The organism is Micromonospora sp. DSM 43699 (assembly GCF_055517075.1).
This window is the reverse complement of record NZ_JBTMMT010000003.1, coordinates 1-20,146: the sequence shown is the minus strand read 5'-3', so window position 1 is coordinate 20,146 and position 20,146 is coordinate 1. Positions and strand designations below refer to the sequence as shown.

The following is a 20,146-nucleotide window of genomic DNA, read 5'->3' as shown; positions in this document are numbered from 1 at the left end:
GCCCCAACTCCGACCGAGACTCGGCCCGCCGGTATGGCGCGACTTCCGTGCCGCTATCAGCGCCGTCCTATCGGAGGTGCGTCGCTGATCTCTCGGTCAGAGCCCGTGATGCGCCGCCCAGCGACCGGCGGCGACGATGACGTCACGAGGCCGGACCCTTAGTTCCTGCTACGAGGAGAACCCATGAATGTAGCCTTGGTCCTGTTGACGCACAATCCGGACGAGCCCGCTGGCGTGGAGCGCGGGATTGCGTCACTCGCCGACGGTCTGCGCGAACTCGGCCACCGCGCGATCATCATCGCCGCCGGTCCGCCGACCGCCGCGGACGGGCCGGACACAGTGCGCCTGGAGACTTTGACCCTGTCGCGCCCGGTCGTGTTCGACGACGTGAACGTCATGCCGGACGACCCGGATCCGCTCCGGCAGGAGGTCCTGAGCCTAATGGCCGAACACGAGATCGATGTCGCCTGCTGGACCGATGCTGGTGTGGGCCTCGGATATCTCGGTGCGGCGCCGACCGGAGTCCGTACGGCGCTGATGGTCTACTTCCTACGCGTCGACGAACCGATGGCGAAGAGTCTGGCGCTCAAGCCCGACGCCGTGATCTCCATCAGCGATTTTCTGATCGACGAGGCCGCGCGGGCCGGTCTCGACTCCGCCGGCTGGCACTCCCTGCCCAACGCGCTGTTGTGCCCGGGCGACCCTCCCGACCATGCCGTGCGTGAGCAGCTGCGACAGACTGGGCCGGTTCGGATCCTCGCTCGAGCCGACCCGTCCAAGGGAGTGGCGGACCTGTTGAAGGCATATCCGGAGGGTTTCGGCCGGCAGGTGGAGATCGTGCTCGGCGAGGCGGCTTTCGAGTTGTGGCCCGGCATGCAGCGCGACATGATTGCGGAGTGCCGGCAGCTGGCCGCGAAGCTGCCGGGCGTCGAGATCCTGCCTGCCATTTCCTGGACCGACGCGCAGCCGTTTCTCGGGGGCGCATCGGTAGTGCTCGTGCCGTCTACCAGTCCCGAGACGTTCTGCAACGTTGCGGCCGAGGCGCTGTCGATGGGTACGCCGGTCGTCGGTTACGGCTTCGGGCATCTTCCTGTGCTGGTCGGCGAGGCCGGACGGATCGTGAGTTTGAATGTGGTCGGCGGCTTCGGACATCTTCCCGCGCTTACCGGCACGGCTCTTGAGATGATCGACTTGGACAGCGGGCCCGCCCGGCTCTGGCGTGCGACGGCGGATCTGCTGGCGGACCGGGATGCATACCATCAGGCGTCGCAGCAGGCACCCCGGCAGGTGGCTACCCAGACGCCGATGGCCGTCGCAGAGGAGTTCCTGCGCATCACCGTGGGCGCTGAGTGAGCTGACCGCTCGTCGGGCGAGTCAGGGGGTGGAGCGCGGGGTCGTCGGCGCGACGAGGCGCGCTCGCACCCGTAACCCGTGGGGCCGGGTGAGGCCACGGCACCGCTGCCACGACGTCGAATTTTGTAAGTCCATTGAACAAATTCGGTCGCTGGACGTAGGCTCGGGTCCCACCGAGCTACGGAGGCATCGCCATGGGTGGCGCGAGGACCCTCGTTGCCGGGGTCGATTCGTCGACCCAGTCGACCAAGGTCGTGGTCTGCGACGCGGAGACCGGCGAGGTGCTCCGCGCGGGCCGCGCCCCGCACCCCGATGGCACCGAGATCGAGCCACGGTTGTGGTGGGCCGCGTACGAGCAGGCCAGCGCCGGTCTTCTGGACGGTGTGGCCGCGATCGGCGTCGGCGGACAGCAGCAGGGCATGGTCTGCCTCGACGAGGCCGGCGAGGTGCTGCGTCCCGCCATTCTCTGGAACGACACCCGCTCGGCACGCGCCGCCGTCGACCTGACCGACGAGTTCGGCGGCCCGAAGGCGTGGGCCGACGCGGTCGGGCTGGTGCCGGTGGCCAGCTTCACGGTCACCAAGCTGCGCTGGTTCTCCCGTGCCGAGCCCGAGCTCGCGGCCCGCACCAGCATGGTGCTGCTACCCCACGACTGGCTCACCCACCGGCTGCGCGCGGACCGCGGAGAACCGACGACCGACCGGGGTGAGGCGTCCGGCACCGGCTACTGGTCACCAGCCGCCGGCGCGTACCGGCAGGACCTGGTGCGGCTCGCCTTCGGTCGGGACGTGGCACTCCCCCGGGTCGCCGGACCGGCCGAGGTGGTCGGGGAGACCACCTCGGGCGCGCTGCTCTCGGCCGGCACCGGTGACACGATGGGCGGGGCGCTCGGCGTCGGCCAGCGGCCGGGTGACGTGGTGGTCTCGCTGGGCACCTCGGGATGCGTGTACGGGCTCAGTGACGTGCCGACCGCCGACGCGAGCGGGCTGGTGGCCGGGTACGCCGACGCGACCGGCCGGTTCCTGCCACTGGTGTGCACGCTCAACGCGGCCCGGGTGCTGGTCACGGTCGCCGACCTGCTGGGCCGGTCACTGGCCGAGTTGGACGAGCTGGCGCTCTCGGCGCAACCTGGCGCGGGCGGGCTGACCCTGCTGCCGTACCTGGATGGGGAACGCACCCCCAATCTGCCCGACGCGCGCGGTCTGCTCGCCGGCCTGACCCGGGCGAACGCATCGGCGGCGAACCTGGCGCGGGCCGCCGTGGAGGGCATGCTCGGCGGTATCGCCGACGCCCTCCACGCGCTCCGTGCCCAGGACGTCCCGGTCGACCGGGTGTTGCTGATCGGCGGCGCGGCCCGGTCCCGCGCGGTGCGGGCGGTCGCGCCGGCGTTGTTCGGCGTACCGGTGGCCGTGCCGCGCGCTGCCGAGTACGTGGCGCTCGGCTCGGCGCGGCAGGCGGCCTGGGCGCTGTCCGGCGACGCCGAGCCGCCGCCGTGGCCGGTCGCGGCCGAGGAGGTCACCGCCGCCGGCACCCCCGAGGTGTACGCGCGCTACGTCGATGTCCGCCAACAGGCGCTACCACTGCTGACGTGACACCGGACGGCCGATGACCATCGAGGTTCTGGGCGTCGCCCGAGGTGACCCGGCAGCTCGTCGGCAGGCACGCGGCGTGCATCCGCCCCGCCGAGGGCACGCCGGACCAGGTGGGACTGACCCGGCACGAGTTGGAGGTGCTGCGCCCGATCGCCGACCGGATGCTGCGTCTGGCCGGCGTCGCGGTCCCCTCCGCCGCGGGCGGGTTGGGAGCTGCCGGTGATCGAACGTGCCGGCGCGGACCGTCCAGGGTGGCGGCGAACGTGGCCCGCCCGGCCTGTACGTGCCGGTGGCACCGGCGGCGGAGGTCGGGGTCCCGGACCAGGACGGAGTCCCACGGCTGCGAGTAGCCGACGCCGGGCGCGGCATGCGCGGCGTCGAGAATCCGGTGCAGGGTGTCGGCCGGCACCGGCGCCCCGGTGAACTGGGCCCGGACGTCCCGGCGGCGGTGGATGGCGTCGTAGAGTGCCACAGGCAGGCTCCCGCTGCGCTCGGCCCAGCCCGGAGGGGTGGGCGGTCGACGCGAGGCCGGTCTTCGGACTCCCGGATCAACGCCAGCCCGTCCGCCTTCCCGGCCTTATGGCCAGTGGCTGCGCTCCTCGCGCATGGACGGTCGCTCCCCGGTCACCGCAGCGGGCCCGTGTCGGATTCACACCGGCTTCCCGATTCTCCCCGCGCACGCGGGGCACCTCGCACGATCATGCCGTCGAGGATGCCAACTCGCGTCAGCGGCACAGGTCGGCGACGCCCCCCGCACGCGGCGGCCGCAGCCCGCGATGATCTTGCAGGTCCACTGTTGCCGCTGTCGCCCGGCCGGTCCACCGTGGTCAGCGTGCCGCTGACCCAGGCCGGCGACGTGCAACTCCGCCATCACCAGCCGCAGGTGCTCGACGGCCCGGATCCCGCCGGCCGAAGGCCGGGGCCAGGATGGACGGCACACTGGACACGGCGATCACCCGACCCATCCGCTCGCTCACGAACCGGCCCTGCAGCCGGGGGCACCACCGGCTCGGCTCCAGCGGCTGACCTCCTGGCTGCTCCACCACGGGGCAGCCCGCGCGAACCGGGTCGTCGGGACGCACCTGGATCGCCCCGGCGACCGGATGCGGTACGGCATCCCCGCCGCGCTCGACGAGTTCGGCGGGATCAGCCAGGCAGAGCTGTGCCGCCGGCTGGGCATCGACCGGGGCGACGCTGTCACCACCCTGAACGGGATGGAGGCCGACGGCCTGCTCCGCCGGGAACCCGACCCGGTGGACCGGCGCCGCAACGTCGTTCACATCACCGACGCCGGAACCGCCCGGATGCGGGAGATGGACACGCTTGTCGACGGCGCTCAGAACGACCTGCTCGACCGGTTCACGGTGGCCGAACGCGCCCAGTTCATCGACCTGCTGCGCCGCCTGGTCAACATCCCGCCACCCTGAGCTGCCAGGTCACCGGCACACACGAAGAGTGCTGGAGTTCCAGCCGGGCCAGCGGCGCGCCCGCGCAGAAGTGCCGCCCGTGGCCGAAGGCCAGATGCCGGTTCGGGACGCGGCCGACATCGAAGCGGACGGACTCCGCGATGAACCGCTCGTCGACGTTGGCGTGCGCCAGCCCGAGTGGCACCAGCCCACCTCCGCGGCGGTCTGACCCCCGGACTACCAGTTGACGAGTTCGATGGAGAGCACCCCCGGCGTAGGGTCTGCACGACCACGCCGGGCGCGAACCGTTCACCGGCCTGCCGTTCCGCCCGCGCGGGTGCACACAACGGACGGCCGTCCGGGTCGACCCGCCAACCCGAGCCGACGGCCTTGGCCACCGCCGCCCCAACGCCGACCGACACCAACGGCTCACCCGGGCGGGCGTCATCGCCGCCTACTGCGGTGCGTCGGAAGGTTCCGGAAGGGCCTGTCCTAACGCGGATGTGCTGGGATGGTCACCGTGACTCCGGAAGATCCCGGCACGCCCCCGACCGGAGGAGACCACTGCCGATGTTCCTGACAGATCCGCTGGCGGAGCGGTTGTCGCGGACGGGGATCCGCGACATCGTCACCATCACGCCGGTCAGCGGTGGACTTGCCGCGCTCGCCGGAATAGCCCACCGCAGGGACGCGCCGTCGGTCTTCGTCAAAGCCTTCGCCGAAGCGCCCGACGGCGACGGTGACGCCTTTGTCGCGGAGGCCGAAGGGCTGGCGGCCCTGCGGGAGCGCGGAGGACTGGCGACACCCGAGGTGATCGTGGCGAACCACGAGTTGCTCGTGCTGTCGCTGCTACAGCCGAGACCAAGCGAGGTAGCTTTCTGGGAGCAGTTCGCCCACGCGCTCGCCCAGGCGCACACGAGCACCATCCATCCCCGCTTCGGATGGCACCGCGACAACTGGTTGGGTCGCCGTCGGCAGATGAATGCGTGGGCCGACGACGGCTTCGCATTCTTCGCCGAGCGCCGGTTGCTCCGCTGGCTCTCCGAGCCGCGCGTCGAGGCGGCGCTCGAACCCGCCGACCGGGCCGCGCTGGAGCGGTTGTGTGCTCGCCTCCCCGAGCTGCTGCCGGTCCGGCCGGCCTGCCTGACGCACGGGGACCTGTGGGCCCAGAACGTGCTGGCGACTGCGGACGGGCGAGCGACGGTCATCGATCCGGCAGTGTCATACATGTGGGCCGAGGTGGACCTGGCCCACCTCTGGATCACGTCACCTCCGCCGGAGTCGCGTCGGTTCTTCGACGTCTATGCCGAGCTGACCGGTCTCGACGCCGACTGGCCTGCCCGCATGCCGATCATCCAGTTGCGGCAACACTTGGCCGTCCTGGCCCAGTTCGACGACGACTGGGGTGCCGCCGAGACGATCCGCGCCACGCTGGCACCGTTTCGGTCGAAGGCCTGACCGGGTGTGGTCAGCCCATCGAGCCGGGAGATCGCCGGCCTCGTGACTAAGGCAAACGGCACGTAGCCGGCGACAAAGCCACCGGGTGGGCAGGTCACCCGTCTGGTCCGGCGGCTGGCCTTGATATCTGCCGATCCCACCTCGGTCACCAGGCGTGATCAACAAGCCCGGACCGGAACCACAGGCCGCCACGACAAGACGATCACGCTGCTGTCCCGCCTGCGCGAAGCGTACGCGGCCCCCGGCGAGAGCACCCGATTCGACGCGTACCTGGAGACGTTGCGCGCAGAACACCGCCGCCGGCCGACGTTCCTGGCCAAGCTCGACGCCGCCCGCTTCCAGTGGCGTGCCACTGGCCGAACTACTCTCCGCGGTACGCGGTCGCGAGGGTGAGCCACCCGAGGAAGAAGCACACCCGCGCGCCGATCCTGTGGCCCGTAACTGACCAGGCCGACTCCCAGCACCCGGTGACGGTCGACTGCCGCCGAGGCCAGCAGCGCGCCCACCTGTGAGCCCACCAGCGGCAACGCCCGCTGCGGCGCATCGACGCCCCCTGGAACGATGCGCGGGCCACCTGCCGGCCCGCCAGGTCGACGACCACGATCACGCAGGTGTTGCGTCCGAGTTGAACCCCGTCGCCGCCGCGAGTTCCACCCGGCTGATGCTGCGCGCCGACCTGATCACGTGCAGCACCAGGCCACGTGTCTTCGGCCGGCCGGCCCAGATCGGGCTGCTCGCCACCGCCACGTCCCCATCTCGCCGCCTCGCCAGGCTACTGCACTCACCACCTGGCCGGTCCTGCCGCGCTGCGGCCGTCCACGGTCCGAACACGAACCTGCGGTGTATTGACTTTCGTAAACAAGGCAATAAAGGATGCATGGAAGCGCTCCCATCGATCTCTCACCAGACTCTTGGAGATCAGATGAAACACCGTCATGCGCTGCTGGCCGCCGGTGCCAGCGTGCTGATGTTGGGTGGCACCGCAACAGCCACCCTCCCCGCTGCGGCGGCCGCCAAAGGCTGCTCGGTCACCTACACGGTGCAGAGCCAGTGGCCGGGCGGGTTCACCGCCGACGTCGCCGTCACCAACCTGGGCGACGCGGTCTCCGGCTGGACGTTGACCTTCGACTTCCCCAGCGCTGGCCAGCACGTCACCCAGGGCTGGAGTGCGACCTGGGCCCAGGCCGGCACCCAGGTGTCGGCCGCCAGCATGAGTTGGAACGGAGCGCTGGGCACCGGCGTCTCGACGTCGATCGGGTTCGGCGGCTCGTGGAGCGGCGCGAACCCGGTGCCCACGTCGTTCGCCCTCAACGGCACCACGTGCACCGGGCCGGTGCCCACCCCCACCACAGACCCGACCACCCCACCCCCCACCACGCCACCGCCCACCACTCCGCCGCCGACGACTCCGCCACCGACCACGCCGCCGCCCACCGGGTCGGCACCGGCGCTGCGGGTGTCCGGGAACCAGATCGTCACCGCGGCCGGCAAGCCGTACCGGCTGCTGGGGGTCAGCCGCTCCAGCGGAGAGTTCGCCTGCGTGCAGGGCAAGGGCCTGTGGGACTCCGGACCGGTCGACCAGGCCTCGATCGATGCGATGAAGACCTGGAACATCCACGCCGTGCGGGTTCCGCTGAACGAAGAATGCTGGCTCGGCCTCAACGGCTCGCCCAGCGGCGTCACCTACCAACAGGGCGTCAAGGACTACGTGAACCTGCTCGTCGCCAACGGCATCAACGTCATCCTCGACCTGCACTGGACCTGGGGCGCCTACCCCAACAGCCCGGACTGGCACTGCAAGGACGAACACGCCACCTGCCAGAAGCCGATGCCGGACGCGCGGTACGCCCCCCAGTTCTGGACCGGCGTCGCCAACGCGTTCAAGGGCAACGACGCGGTCGTGTTCGACCTGTTCAACGAGCCCTACCCCGACATGCCCGCCGACTGGGACAAGACCCTGGGCTGGCAGTGCCTACGTGACGGCGGCACCTGCACCGGCCTGCCCTACGAGGTGGCCGGCATGCAGGACCTCGTCGACGCGGTCCGCGCCACCGGCGCCACCAACCTGCTCATGATCGGCGGCCTGGAATGGGCCAACGACATGCGGGAGTGGCTGACCTACAGGCCGAACGACCCGCTGCACAACATCGCCGCGTCGTGGCACGCCTACAGCTTCAACGCCTGCGCCACCGAATCCTGCTGGGACAGCCAGATCGCCCCGCTCACCCAGCACGTCCCGATCGTGATCGGCGAGTTCGGCCAGGACAACTGCGCCTTCGACTACATGCGGCAACTGGTGAACTGGGCCGACGAGCACGACCTGAGCTACCTCGCCTGGACCTGGAACCCCTGGGGCTGCACCAGCGGCGCCGTGCTCATCAAGGACTGGGCCGGCACCCCGGAACCCGGCATCGGCGAGGGCTTCAAAGCCCACCTACTGACCCAGAACCCGTACCTCTGAGGCTCTCCCGGCCGGCCAGCCGCACGCGAGGTGGCCGGCCGGGGGCCGACCCTTTCGGTTCCGGGGCGGCGGCGCGCAGCGGGTCGTGGTGTTGTGTGGTGCAAAGTGGGTCCATGGACGCCGTCGCGAGGTGGACCACCGTCCGCCACGGGCAGAACGTCGCCTTCGCCGACGCCCATGCCCGCGGTGTCGCCGCACACGGGCTCACCGGCCGTGACGTCGATGTCGAGCTGTCGCCGCTGGGCTGGCAGCAGGCCGCCCGGCTCGGCCACTGGCTCGCGGCCCAGTCCGCCGACGAGCGTCCCGACCGTGTCCTCTGCTCCCCGTGCCGACGGGCCCGGCAGACCTGGGCACAGGTGGTCGAGACCGCCGGTTCGCTCGGCGTCCCCTGCCCGCCGGCCGAGGTCGACGTCCGGGTGGGTGACCGGCACATGGGCGATCTGGTGCTGTTGAACCCCGCTGATGATCGCCGATCGGCTTCCCGCCGAGGCGGCCCGGCTCACCGCCGACGGCCTCTACGCCTACTGGCCGCCGGGCGGCGAGGCGTACGACGACGTCGCCTGCCGGGTCCGCGCGGTCCTGGCCGACCTGGACAGCCACCACGCCGGCCGCCGGTGTGGGTGGTGGCCCATGATGCCGTGCTCGTCGCCGTCCGTCGCGTCCTCGAAGGGCTGTCGTTCGCCGACCTCGACGCGATCCTCGCCGCCACCCCCGTCACCAACACCTCCCTTACCCGCTGCACCCGTACCCGGGGCCGTCCCGACCTCGTCGGGTTCGCCGCCACCCCTCACCTGACCAGGGAACCCCACCGCCACGGACAGGGAAATGCCCTCGCGGGGCGACCTCAACAGCCCGTGCCCAGCGCGGAGAGCGAGCCTCCCCGGTCGACCTGGACCAGGGGCGCGGCCTGCTCGGACGCTCAAACCCCACGCCCGAGCAGGTGCCACGATGGCCGACTACCCGTCGGCGGGGGTGAGGTGGCGGTGCCAGCCGGTCCAGGAGCGTCGCGCGGTCGTCGAGCCCGAGGGCGGTCTCGGGTTCGCCGTGGTCGTGCTCGACGCGCCAGCGGCTCTTGGCCAGGCAGCCCAACTCGGTCAGGGGCGCGCTTCACGCACCCGCTCGAGGCCGAGTTGCGGGCTGGTGACGAGGCGGTAGTCAGCCGACTCCGCATCGGAGAGAGGGTTGCCCCGCACCGGGGTGAAGTCGGGCCCGACGGAGTCCGGTGCACGCACTGACCGCATCTGCGCTCTCACCGCCTCCACCCGCAGTTGGTCCGTGATGACACGGGTGGACGAGTGGGCCGCCTCACGCAGGTCGGACAGACCACCGATGATCTCGGCGAAGGAACGGGAGGAAACGCCATCCTCCGCCTTCCCCGATTGCTCGTCTCCGATCAACCGATCGGACGTGAGAAAGAAGCCGTCCTTCCCGAGATAGCGCTCGTACATGATGCTCACCAACGCGAAGAGGCGCATGTACGCGCGACGGTAGACGAATTCGAAGAACCTCAGGGCCTCCGTTTCGCTGACCTCGCCACGGTCCATCGAAGCAACACATGCGGCTGCGGTCAACGCGCTGTAGAGCGCGAGGTGCACGCCGGTGGACAGGAGCGGATCCAGAAAACACGCCGCGTCGCCCACGATCGCGTAACCTGGGCCGCAGAACTGGTCTGCGATGTACGAGTAGTCGGTCTCGACCCTCGTACCACCAAGGAACTCCGCCCCCGCGGTCAGGCCCGCCACGGTCGGCGAGACTGCGACAAGGTGCCGGTACAGTTCATCCGACGACGGGTGCTCGCGACGGTCACGCGCGAAGGCGTCCTTGGTGGTGACGTAACCGATACTCATTCGCCCACCGGCCATCGGGATAACCCAGTACCAACCCTCCGGCGAAGAGATGATATTAATACCTCCGGTCGGCGTTTCGGGCAGTAGCCTGGCACCGGTCCAGTAACCCCAGACGCCGACATTCCGTAGGTTACTCAGGGGTTCACGGTTGCCGAAGTGCCGGGCGCTGAGCAGCCCGTTACGCCCGGTGGCGTCGATCAGAAAGTCGAAATCACCGACAGTGAACGACTCACCGTCGTCCCGGAAGCACTCCACGGCCACCGGCCTGCCGTCGGCGAACCGAACCGACCGACCGGTGACGCCGGTGGTGACGCTGACGCCGTTCTGGCGGGCGTGCTCCAGCAGCAGCGTGTCGAACTCGCTCCGATCCACCTGCCACGACTGCACGCCGGACTGCATGTGCCAATCAAACGTCCACTGGTCGTCATCCCAGTGGATGACACCTCCGTTCTTTTTCACGAAACCATAGTCATCGAGGATTTTCGACACACCGATCACGTCCAGCACCACCCGGCACGACGGCGTGAGCGACTCACCCACGTGGTATCGCGGAAAATGGGCGCTCTCGATGAGCTGCACGTCGAGCCCGGCCTGGGCCATCGCCGTTGCCGCAGTGCTCCCGGCCGGACCACCGCCGATGACGAGAACCTTCATGTCGTTGCCACCTTGCCGTTCCGGCCGTAGCCAAGGGGATGGGTTCGCCGACGATGTGACGACGACTTTCCTGGAGTCGAGCCGCGGCTCGACCAGCCGTACCAGCCCGGAGCTGCCGCTGGCGCAGATGACGGCGAGGACGCAGGCGCAGGCCGTCCGCCCCGGCGGCAAACCCGTACCGACGGATGTGCGCCGGATGTGGCGCACTCGATGACGAACGAAGCAGCACAGGCGACCCCCGTCCTCGTACGGCAACGATAGACGATCGTACATGAAAGAGGTATCGATCACCGCTTCGCTTCACCGATCATCCGAGATTCGCAAGGCGTCCCAGGCCCGCCTGCTCGCCCGATACCGCACGGACGGAATGTGTCGGCCTTACCAAATTTGGCATACGGGGGTCAAGATATTGAACGGGCGGCGACAACCACTTATCCGAGCACCCGGCCGCACACCCTGGCGGATGGACACCCGCCCGGGCTCCCCGGGTGGCGCCGGGCCCGCGCGAGAGCGGCCCGACGGTCGACCGGGCCGGAGCCCTACCGGGGGCTGATCCGGTCGTGCCGCACCGACGTGCAGGGACTACCCCGGTCGACGTCCCCATGCCGAAACCAGCGGCGCGAGGGTGAGATCGAGCTCGCCGGCGTCGACAGCGGCCAGGTGCGCGTCGATCTCGGCGTCAGTGGCCAGCCCGGCGGCGAGCAAGTCGGCGCGGACCATGCGCACCGTCGCGGTCTCCAGCCGGTCGCAGGCCACCCCGCCGACCGGGAAGCAGCCGGTCGCGCTGACCTCGACCAGGCCGGCCGCACGCAACGTCCTCGGCAGGGTACGGCCATAGCGCAGGTCCGCGCCCCGACGGGTCATCAACTCCCGGACGGCTCGCCGTAGCCGGTTGGCGCGCTGCTGCGCCGGGCCGACCTCGTCGAGGCAGGCCAGCGGCTGTAGCTCGGTGTCCGCGTCCTCGACCACCAGCCAGCCGCCGGGCCGCAACGCCGCCACCATCGTCGCCAACGCCCGGGCCCGGTCGGGCACGTGGACGAGCACGAGCCGGGCGTGCACCAGGTCGAACGCTCCTGGCTGCGGCGGCGGATCCCCGACGATGTCGTGCCGGACAACCTCGTACCCGCCGTACGGGTCCAACCAGGCGGGATCGATGTCCGTGGCCAGTACGTGACCGGAGGGTCCGACGGCGGCGGCCAGCGCCTCCGGAATGCTGGGGCCTCCGGCACCGACCTCCCAGCAGCGCCAGCCCGCCTGCACTCCGAGCCGGTCGAAGTGCCCCCGGGTGACACCGTCGAACAGCTCAGCCAGCCAGGTGAACCGCTCGCCCGCCTCCACCCGGGCGTTGTCGAGCAGATAGCGGCGGTCCGGGGCAGACCCGGGGGTACGCGGCACTGGGGGCCCGGACTCCGCGCCTGCCGTGTTCGCCCGTACACCTTCGGTCGGCTCCGACTCGGACCCAGGGTCGTCGAGGGGCTGCGATGAACTCACACCTCCATTCCAGCGCACATAGTCGTACGGCATGTCGGCAGGGTGTAGGTGGTCACCAGCAACTCCTCGCACCATCGTCGTCACGTTGAGGGGGTTGGTACCCGCTGCGTGTACAGCGATTCCCCGTGCGGCCCTGTAACAGTGCGAACAGGGTTTCCTGCTCGTGGTCGGCGGCTGGGAGGAGAGTGACCGGACGTCGAGGAGAACGCGGGGGCTGAATACCAGATCCTCCGCTTGCACGGGAGGTCCCGATGTCGATCATCCCTGTTGCGCGTGGCAGCGGCATCGAGTCATCGCGCTCGGCCTTCACCTCGTACGCGTGTGCAGCTTTCATCACGCGGGACATGGCCTACCCGGCCAGCTCCACGAGCGGGAAGGCCCGGTGGCGCCGGGGCGGAACCAGGAAGTTCTGTCGACGGGTGCAGGTCAGGAAGCGTTCCAGGCCGTTGTCCTGCTCGGCCACGCGATGCTTGCGCACCAGGTCCACCGATGCCTGGCTGCGCCGCATCCGGGTGAAGAAGTCCGCGGTCGGCACGAAGACGCTGAAGTGCAGCTTCGGCTGGCTGCTGCCGTCGGGCACGTCCATCGGGTCGAAGCCCGGCCCGTCCACCCGCAGGTGCATGGGGGTGCCGTCCGACGCCCGGGAGCTGCGCTGGAGGGTGGACAGGTGACCCATCCGCCGCTCGCCCCGGGGCAGGCCGATCCCCCGGGCGGTGCGCTCGGCGTAGTCCGGCCCACGGTTCTCGGCGGCGAGGAAGGACGGGCCGCCGCCGTCGGTGAGCTGGTCGGGGTTGCCGGGATGCACCGGCGGGGCGTGGAACATGTACTGCACCCGCTTGGTGAAGTTGCCGTTCTCGCTGGGCGGGGTGCCCGGCGCGGCCATGTCGTAGAACTGGAGCATGTCGAGGATGACGTGCGACAGGTGCTGGATGCCGCCGTTGTCCAGGTAGTCGCCGGGGCGGGCGGTGCTCAGCCGGGCCGAGGGGTGGCCGGCGAAGGTGCAGATCTCCGGCGGCCCGGAGGCATTGACCTGCTGGTCGGAGAAGCCCATCCACATCGGCGAGTCGGGCTGGATGAACCTGGCGTACGGCAGCTGGTTCTGCTCGGCCACCGAGCGGGGCAGGCCGACCTGGGTGAACATGTGCCGGCTGGAGGTGACCGTGAGCAGCCCGGCGAAGGCGGGCGGGGCTGTCGGCCGGCCGGCGAGCGTGCCGTTGCCGTCGAACCAGGCCAGCACGTCCTGGATGACCGCCGCCCGGTCGCTGCGGAAGGTGAACAGCAGGTCGTTGTCCTCGATCCGGACCGGCACGGTGAACCGTCTCTTGGTCACCCCCGGGTTGTCCGGGTGGACGTCGGTCGGCGCGGGCACCGCCTCCTCCAGCACCGACCGGGTCGGGTCGGCGAGCAGCCGGGGCAGGTGCGCGCCGACCAGATCACCGGTGAGACCACCGGGTAGTCGGCGAAAGTAGGGCAGGCCGTAGGAGACGAAGGTCATCAGGTCCGCCGCGCCGAACGGGTAGCGCGACTCCAGGGCGGCGAGCACCCGGGTCAGCTCCCGCTGGTCGTCGCCGCCGGGGGTGCGCGACAGCGCGGCGGTCAGGTAGACGGTGTGCACCGGCGGCATGACGAACGGGCCGCCGGTGGGCGAGGACTGCTCGGGGGCGCTGAACCGCGCCACGTCGAACTGGATGTCGGGCAGCCCTGCCGCCGGGTCGGGGGCGGCCGGGCGGGCCGGGACACGCCCGCCGGCCGAACAGCCGGCGAGGGCCGACGCGGCCATCGCCAGCGCGCCGCCGGCCAGCATGGTCCGGCGGCTGAGCCGGGACTCGTCGCCCATGCCTCAGCTCGACCGGTCGAGCGCGGCGCGCAACGCCGCGCCCAACTCCCCGTCGCCGGGGGCGGTCAGCCGCACCGTGTGTTCGGTGAGCCCGACGAAACCCTCCCGGGCCCCGCCGTTGCGGGTGGGGCTCACCAGCACCACGTCGGCGTCCTGCTCGACGTCGACTTGCCGGGTGCCCCTGGCGTAGCTGGCGTAGGTGCGTAGGCCGAGAGCGTCGAGGACCGGCGCGAACGCCGACGGCCCGCCCCGCAGGTCGGGGGTGGGCACCCCGGTGCGCGAGGCGTCGAGCATGCGGCGCACCGCCGCGCCCAGTTCCCGGTCGTCGACCGGCTCGTCGAGGAGCGTGAATGCGCCGTTGGCGATCCACATGCCGTCGCCGGTCAGCGAGGAGGAGTGCGCGACGTACCGACCTCTGCGCAGGTCGAGAGCGGCGAGTCTGGTCATTGGTGTCCTCGGTGGAGAGGGGGGCGCCCCAGGCTGCCGTGGGACGCCCCCGGTGGTCTATCTGATCGGGATGATCCGCACGGTCACCCCCTTCTGGGCACCGTACTGGACGATCTGGTTGAGCGCGTTCTGCTGGGCGCTGGTGGCCGCGCCGCGTTGGACGGCGATCTCCAGCTCCCGGGCGGCGACCTGGCCCGGTCTGATGGTGACGCCGTCCCACTTGACCGGGTTGCTCTTGGCGAAGCCGGCCGCCTTGTCGACGTAGCCCTGCAACCGGCTGGTGAGCTGGCCGGCGCTCTGGTAACTCTTCGCGGTCAGGTCGACGCTCTTGATGCTGGTGGCGGTGCCGTTGGCGAACCGGTCGATGGTCGGGAAGCTGCGCGGCAGGTTGCCGCCGAGCTTGGCCTCGATGGCGAGGCCGCGTTCGAACTGGTTGAGCTTCCAGACCGAACTGCCGGCCTTGAGGTACGCCCCGAGGCCGCCGGTGAGCGCCCCCAGCGCACCGCCGATGGCGAAGTCCTTCAGCGCGTCGCCCGCGCTGTACTTGCGCCCGGTCAGCGCGGCCAGGCCCGCGCCGATGCCGACCGAGGAGGCGCCGCCGATCAGCGCCCCGATCAGGATCGGCACGCAGATCGGGCAGTCGCCGTTGGGATCGGAGAGGTTGACCGGGTCGTTGAGGGCGTACGTGTAGAGGTTGGTGCTGCCGCCGCCGAACCCGGCCGGGTCCTGGCTGAGGAACCGGCCCGTCTCCGGGCTGTACCAGCGGGCCCGGTGGTAGGTCAGCCCGGTGTCGGCGTCGCGTTCCCGGCCGGTGAACCCCTGGGTGTTGCCGCTGGTCGCGCCGCTGGCGGTGACCGCACCGAACGGGTCGTAGGTGTACCGGGTGGTCAGCGTGCCGGCGGAGTCGGCCAGGCCGAGCACGCTGCCGAGCGCGTCGGTGACCGGCACCCGGGCACCGGCGGCGTCGGCGCGGACCAGCGTCTGGTCCAGCCCGGCGGTGAGCCGGTCGGCCACCGCCGCGCCGGTCTGCTCCCGGACCAGGTTCGGGCCGTCGTAGCCGAAGGTGGTGGTGGCCGCACCGGAGGTCCGGCTGGCCAGCCGCCCGGCGGCGTCGTAGCCGTACGAGGTGGCCAGGCCCGGCCCGGTCACCCCGGTCAGTTCACCCCGGGCGTTCCAGGTGTAGCCGCGCACGCCGTCGCCGGTGAGGTTGCCCTCGTCGTCGTAGCCGAACGTCTGCGCACCCCGGCTGGTCAGCCGGTTCGCCGCGTCGTAGCTGGCCGTCGGCCCGGTGGCGGGGACGGTGACCTGGGCGAGGCTGCCGGTCAGGTCCGCCACCCGACCCGTGCCGTCGTAGCCGTAACGGAGATCGCCGATGGGCACCCCGCCGGTGGTCTCGTAGGACAGCCGGGTGAGCTGGGAGGCGGCGTCGTAGGCGTACCGGGTGGTGACGCCGGCCTGCTCGACCCGGGTGGTGCGGCCGGCGGCGTCCCGCTGCCAGGTGGCTGTGGTGCCGCCCTGGGTGATCCGCGCGATCAGCCCGGTCTGGTCGTAGCCGTAGGAGATCGCCGGCTGACCGGGCACGGTCATCCCGGAGCGTCGGCCGGCCGCGTCGTAGCTGTAGCCGACGGTGCCGGTCGGGCCGGCGACGCTGACCACCTGGTCGAGGTCGTTCCAGCCGAGGGTGAGCAGGCCACCGGCGGAGTCGTTGACGGTGGTGAGCCGGTCCAGGGTGTCGTAGCCGAACCGTTTGGTGCTCTCGTAGGTCGGGCCGGCGGTGGCGCCGTACCCGATGAAGGTGGTGCGGCCGAGGACGTCGTACTCGGTGACGGTGGTCTTGCCGCGCCGGTCGGTGGCCGAGACCACCCGGCCGAGCACGTCGTAGGTCTGGTGGGCCTGCTTTCCGCGCGGGTCGGTGACGGTGACGGGGCGGTCGGAGCTGTCGTAGACGACGCTTGTGCTGTTGCCCCGGGCGTCGGTGACAGTGGTCAGGTTGCCGTTGCCGTCATAGCCGAAGGTGGTGGCCCGGCCGAGGCCGTCGGTGCTGGTGACGACCTGGTTGTCCGGGTCGTAGCGGACCCGTTCCAGCACCCCGTTGGCATCGGTGACCGCCACCGGGCGGCCGACGGCGTCGACGAAGCTGCGGGTGGTCCGGCCCAGCGGGTCGGTCACCGCGACCAGGTCGCCCTGGTCGTAGGTGTAGCGGGTGACGTTGCCGAGCGGGTCGGTGAACGAGGTGACCTGTCCGGCGGCGTTGTAGGCGTAGCGTCGGGTCCGGCCGGCGGCGTCGGTCGCGGCGGTCAGGTTGCCCCCGTCGTCGTACTCCATCCGGGTGGTCCGGCCCTGGTCGTCGGTGACCGAGGTGAGCTGCCGGTACGGCCCGCCGGAGGTGACCGTGGCAGACTGCGCGGCGGCGGTGCCGGCGAGCGCGGTGAGGCCGGTGAGCTGCCCGTTGGGGCCGTACCCGAGGGTGGTCCGCCGGCCGTAGGGGTCGACCAGCGCGGTCGGCAGGTGGGTGGCCGGGTCCCGGGTGGTGGTCGAGGTGCGCGCGTGGGCGGTGCCGGCGGCGGTGGTCTCGGCGGTCACCCGGTGGTCGCCGTCGAAGTGGGTCTCCCGGATGCTGCCGTCGGATTCGGTGACCGCCGTCTTCACCACCTGGCCGTTGGCGTCCGTGGTGTAGGCGAACCCGTAGCTGACGCCGCCGGGCATGGTCTGGGCGGACACCCGACCAGCGGCGTCGTAGCTGTTGGTGAGGTAGGTGACGCCCCGGGCGTCGGTGACGGTGGTCATCCGGTGCGCGGTGTCGTAGGTGTATGTGGTGGTCCGGCCGCCCGGCGAGGTGACAGTGGTCAGCCGGCCGGCGGAGTCGTAGCCGTACTGCACGGCCCGGCCCGCGTTGTCCTGCGCCCGGGTGACCCGGCCGCCGGTGTAGCTGAGCTTGATCCAACGTCCGTTCGGCGAGGTGATCTGGGTGATGTCGCCGGACTGTCCGCCGCTTGCGCGGGTGAGGGTGATCTGGTTGCCGTGCCGGTCGCGGATGGACTGCAACGGGGTGTTCTCCCCGAAGACGTAGACCATGCCGTCGGTGCGGACCAGGTCCCAGCCGTCGCCGTTCCAGCTCATCACCGCGTCCCGGAACGGACCGGTGGTGTCGACGGCCTTGAACACCGCGTCGGTCCAGCCGGTGCCGGGGCTGGTCCGCACGAGGTGGACCTTGCCGCTGTCCGGGAAGATCAGGTCGGCCTCGACGTACTCCTGCTTGGAGTTGATGAAGATGCCGTAGGTGAAGTTCGCCCCGATGCCGAACTCGCGGTTCTGGGTGTCGTTCTGCCGGTAGGTGCGGGTGATCGAGATCGGCAGCACGTCGTTGACGGTCAGGTCGGTGTGCTCGTCGACGAAGAGACCGCTCGCCAGGTCGACCGGGTCGCCGCCGGCGTCGCCGTCCTCACCCGGGCCGGTGCCGGCGGGACGCTTGCCGCTGCCGTTGAACATCGCCCCGGTGAACTCCCAGACCCGCACGTCCGGGTCGGGCACGATCTGCCGGCCGTCCGGGGTGACGGTGCCGTGGCCGTAGATGTACCAGCCGGCCTGCGCGCCGGTCACCGCGCAGACGGCGGGGGCCTTCGCCACCGTGGCGGGCTTCTTCGGGTACGACTTCACCGGCGTCTTGACGCACGGCCTGCGCCCCGGGTCGTAGTCCCAGAAGTCCAGCCGGCTGCCCGGGGCGAGGCCCTGGGTGTTCGGGTAGATGATCTGCGCGCCCTTCGGCAGGATCACCGACCCGCCGGGCTGCACGGTGAAGTAGACGGGGGTGCGCACCCCGGCCGGGAGCGGGAACGGCGGCTGGTCCACCGGCAGCGCGGTGATGGACAGTTCGGTGACCCGCTTGCCGGCCCGGTCGCGGATCACCGAGCCCTGGGGCAGCCGCACCTCGAAACCGGGGATGGCCGGGGTGGTGATGACTGTCTGCCTGCGGGTGGGTGAGGGGAAGCGGACGCTGTTCGCGGTGTCGAGCCGGGTCATCCAGATCGGGTACGACAGCTCGACGGTCTCCCCCGCCCGCAGGTCCACCCCGGTCTCGAAGCGGCCGAACGCCCGGCCGGGACGGCTCGCCGTCGCCCCGTCGATGACCAGGACGTGGTGGCCGGCGGTGAGCCCGGTGAGCAGGAACCGGCCGGTGGCGTCGGTGCGGGTGCTGCGCCGGCCCACCGCGAGGGTGACGTCGGCGAGCGGCTTGCCGTCGAGCAGCAGGGCCTGCCCGGCGAGGGCGGTGACGCCACGGTCGGCCCGCAGTGCCGGCTGGAGTTGGCCGTACGCGCCGGTGCGGTGGCTCGCCCAGTCCTCACCGGCGAGGTTGAACCGGTCCGGGGTCCAGGTTTCGGTGACGTCGCCGACCGGCCGGACCGGCGTGTTCTTCGCTGGCGTCTTCTTCGCGGCGGCGGCGACTGCGGCCGGCAGCCGTACCTCGCCGGTGATGGCGCCGACGGTGCCCACCGACGGGTCGACCAGGACGGTGTACGTGCCGGCGACCGGCAGGGTGACCGCGCTGAGGGTGCAGGTGTCGCCGCAGTACACGCTGCTGCCGAGGTTCGTCCCGTCCGGCTTGCGGATGACCGCTGTGGCGTTGTAGCGGGTGTAGGTGCCGGCGGTCATCGCCACGGTGACCACCTGGCCGGCGCTGCCGGGGAAGGTGAGGGTGGCGTTCTGGCCGGGCACGGTGGTGGTCAGGGTGGCTGCCGCACCGCCCGGGGTGACGGCCGCGGTGGCGTCGGCCGGCACGTCGTACACCTGCAGCGAGACCGTGCCGGTGTACATGCCGTCCGGGTTCAGCAGGATGCTGTACGTGCCGGCCACCGGCAGGGTGGTGACGTCGAAGAAACACGTCGCCCCGCAGTACGCGCTGCTGGTCAGGTTCGACCCGTCCGGCTTGCGGATGATCGCCGTGGCGTTGTAGGTGCCGTAGCTGCCGGCGCTGCCCTGCACCGAGATGCGCTGCCCGGCGGTGCCGGGGAACGACAGGACCGCGTTCTGGCCGGGGGCTGCGGTGGTCAGGGTGACCGCGCTGCCGCCCGGCGTCGTGCCGGCGGCCACGTCGGCCGGGACGTCGTAGATCCGCAGCGAGACCGTGCCGGTGTACATGCCGTCGGGGTTCAGCAGGATGCTGTACGTGCCGGCCACCGGCAACGTGGTCACGTCGAAGAAACAGCTCGCCCCGCAGTACCCGCTGCTGGTCAGGTTCGACCCGTCCGGCTTACGCACGATCGCCGTCGCGTTGTACGTCCCGTACGTGCCACCGGTGCCCTGCACCACGATCCGCTGACCCGCCGCACCCGTGAACGACAACACCGCGTTCTGCCCCGGGGCGGTGGTGGTCACCGGCACGGCCGGGCCGCCGACGGTGGCACCGACCGCCGCGTCCGCCGGCACGTCGTAGACCCGCAGGGTCACCGCGCCGGTGTAGGCCGCGTCGGGGTTGAGCAGGATGCTGTACGTGCCGGCCACCGGCAACGTGGTCACGTCGAAGAAACAGCTCGCCCCGCAGTACCCGCTGCTGGTCAGGTTCGACCCGTCCGGCTTACGCACGATCGCCGTCGCGTTGTACG

Annotated in this window: 11 protein-coding genes, 4 pseudogenes and 1 riboswitch; of the genes and pseudogenes, 7 read left to right on the top strand and 8 right to left on the bottom strand. The window is 71.1% G+C overall.

Translation table 11 applies throughout. The features are described 5' to 3' along the window. Positions 1-183 precede the first annotated feature (183 nt). The 3 genes and pseudogenes from AC0AIB_RS02640 to AC0AIB_RS02630 form a co-directional block, all read left to right on the top strand. Entirely contained in the window at positions 184-1,353 is a 1,170-nt protein-coding gene (locus tag AC0AIB_RS02640; RefSeq protein ID WP_465095924.1) for a glycosyltransferase family 4 protein, read from the top strand. 194 nt (positions 1,354-1,547) lie between these two features. Beyond that, complete coding sequence (xylB, locus tag AC0AIB_RS02635) at positions 1,548-2,945, top strand: xylulokinase (protein WP_465095923.1); 1,398 nt, start codon at positions 1,548-1,550, stop codon at positions 2,943-2,945. 35 nt (positions 2,946-2,980) lie between these two features. Next, positions 2,981-3,103: pseudogene (locus AC0AIB_RS02630) on the top strand (DNA-binding response regulator); the annotation flags it as partial. An 83-nt stretch (positions 3,104-3,186) separates the two neighbouring features. Here the strand turns inward: AC0AIB_RS02630 and AC0AIB_RS02625 are convergent. After that, positions 3,187-3,417 (bottom strand): annotated as a pseudogene (locus AC0AIB_RS02625) (nitroreductase family protein); the annotation flags it as partial. A gap of 37 nt (positions 3,418-3,454) precedes the next feature. After that, positions 3,455-3,653, bottom strand: a riboswitch (cobalamin riboswitch). Positions 3,654-4,048: 395 nt separating this feature from the next. On the opposite strand from AC0AIB_RS02625, the gene AC0AIB_RS02620 reads away from it, so the two are divergent. Then, entirely contained in the window at positions 4,049-4,372 is a 324-nt protein-coding gene (locus tag AC0AIB_RS02620; protein ID WP_328345404.1) for a MarR family winged helix-turn-helix transcriptional regulator, read from the top strand. On the opposite strand, the gene AC0AIB_RS02615 is transcribed toward AC0AIB_RS02620, so the two are convergent. After that, complete coding sequence (locus AC0AIB_RS02615; RefSeq protein WP_328345402.1) at positions 4,353-4,556, bottom strand: cytochrome P450; 204 nt, start codon at positions 4,554-4,556, stop codon at positions 4,353-4,355. The genes AC0AIB_RS02620 and AC0AIB_RS02615 overlap by 20 nt on opposite strands. Before the next feature lie 365 nt (positions 4,557-4,921). On the opposite strand from AC0AIB_RS02615, the gene AC0AIB_RS02610 reads away from it, so the two are divergent. From AC0AIB_RS02610 to AC0AIB_RS02600, 3 genes and pseudogenes are all read left to right on the top strand, one after another. Continuing rightward, entirely contained in the window at positions 4,922-5,809 is an 888-nt protein-coding gene (locus AC0AIB_RS02610) for a fructosamine kinase family protein (protein WP_328345400.1), read from the top strand. A 922-nt stretch (positions 5,810-6,731) separates the two neighbouring features. Further along, the gene (locus AC0AIB_RS02605; RefSeq protein WP_465095922.1) at positions 6,732-8,270 is read left to right on the top strand and encodes a cellulase family glycosylhydrolase; all 1,539 of its coding nucleotides are present in this window, start codon (positions 6,732-6,734) and stop codon (positions 8,268-8,270) included. A 113-nt stretch (positions 8,271-8,383) separates the two neighbouring features. Continuing rightward, positions 8,384-8,986: pseudogene (locus tag AC0AIB_RS02600) on the top strand (phosphoglycerate mutase family protein); the annotation flags it as partial. Between the two features lie 240 nt (positions 8,987-9,226). Here AC0AIB_RS02600 and AC0AIB_RS02595 read toward each other — a convergent pair. The 6 genes and pseudogenes from AC0AIB_RS02595 to AC0AIB_RS02570 form a co-directional block, all read right to left on the bottom strand. Further along, positions 9,227-9,371: pseudogene (locus AC0AIB_RS02595) on the bottom strand (IS701 family transposase); the annotation flags it as partial. Then, positions 9,365-10,771, bottom strand: a complete 1,407-nt coding sequence (locus AC0AIB_RS02590) for an NAD(P)/FAD-dependent oxidoreductase (protein WP_465095921.1) — start codon at positions 10,769-10,771, stop codon at positions 9,365-9,367. The pseudogene AC0AIB_RS02595 and the gene AC0AIB_RS02590, both read right to left, overlap by 7 nt. 582 nt (positions 10,772-11,353) lie before the next feature. Then, positions 11,354-12,166, bottom strand: coding sequence for a methyltransferase (locus AC0AIB_RS02585; protein WP_328345394.1), 813 nt, complete (start codon positions 12,164-12,166; stop codon positions 11,354-11,356). A gap of 445 nt (positions 12,167-12,611) precedes the next feature. Beyond that, on the bottom strand, positions 12,612-14,099 hold the full coding sequence (locus AC0AIB_RS02580; RefSeq protein WP_328345392.1) for a DUF7405 family protein: 1,488 nt from the start codon (positions 14,097-14,099) through the stop codon (positions 12,612-12,614). A gap of 3 nt (positions 14,100-14,102) precedes the next feature. Then, complete coding sequence (locus AC0AIB_RS02575) at positions 14,103-14,546, bottom strand: hypothetical protein (protein WP_328345390.1); 444 nt, start codon at positions 14,544-14,546, stop codon at positions 14,103-14,105. A 57-nt stretch (positions 14,547-14,603) separates the two neighbouring features. Continuing rightward, entirely contained in the window at positions 14,604-20,045 is a 5,442-nt protein-coding gene (locus AC0AIB_RS02570) for an RHS repeat-associated core domain-containing protein (protein ID WP_465095920.1), read from the bottom strand. Positions 20,046-20,146 lie beyond the last annotated feature (101 nt).

Bases quoted from the DNA above. Each gene is read 5' to 3' on its own strand.
- AC0AIB_RS02640 (WP_465095924.1), top strand. From the start codon at position 184: ATGAATGTAGCCTTGGTCCTGTTGACGCACAATCCGGACGAGCCCGCT.
- xylB (WP_465095923.1), top strand. From the start codon at position 1,548: ATGGGTGGCGCGAGGACCCTCGTTGCCGGGGTCGATTCGTCGACCCAG.
- AC0AIB_RS02620 (WP_328345404.1), top strand. From the start codon at position 4,049: ATGCGGTACGGCATCCCCGCCGCGCTCGACGAGTTCGGCGGGATCAGC.
- AC0AIB_RS02610 (WP_328345400.1), top strand. From the start codon at position 4,922: ATGTTCCTGACAGATCCGCTGGCGGAGCGGTTGTCGCGGACGGGGATC.
- AC0AIB_RS02605 (WP_465095922.1), top strand. From the start codon at position 6,732: ATGAAACACCGTCATGCGCTGCTGGCCGCCGGTGCCAGCGTGCTGATG.
- AC0AIB_RS02590 (WP_465095921.1), bottom strand. From the start codon at position 10,771: ATGAAGGTTCTCGTCATCGGCGGTGGTCCGGCCGGGAGCACTGCGGCA.
- AC0AIB_RS02580 (WP_328345392.1), bottom strand. From the start codon at position 14,099: ATGGGCGACGAGTCCCGGCTCAGCCGCCGGACCATGCTGGCCGGCGGC.
- AC0AIB_RS02575 (WP_328345390.1), bottom strand. From the start codon at position 14,546: ATGACCAGACTCGCCGCTCTCGACCTGCGCAGAGGTCGGTACGTCGCG.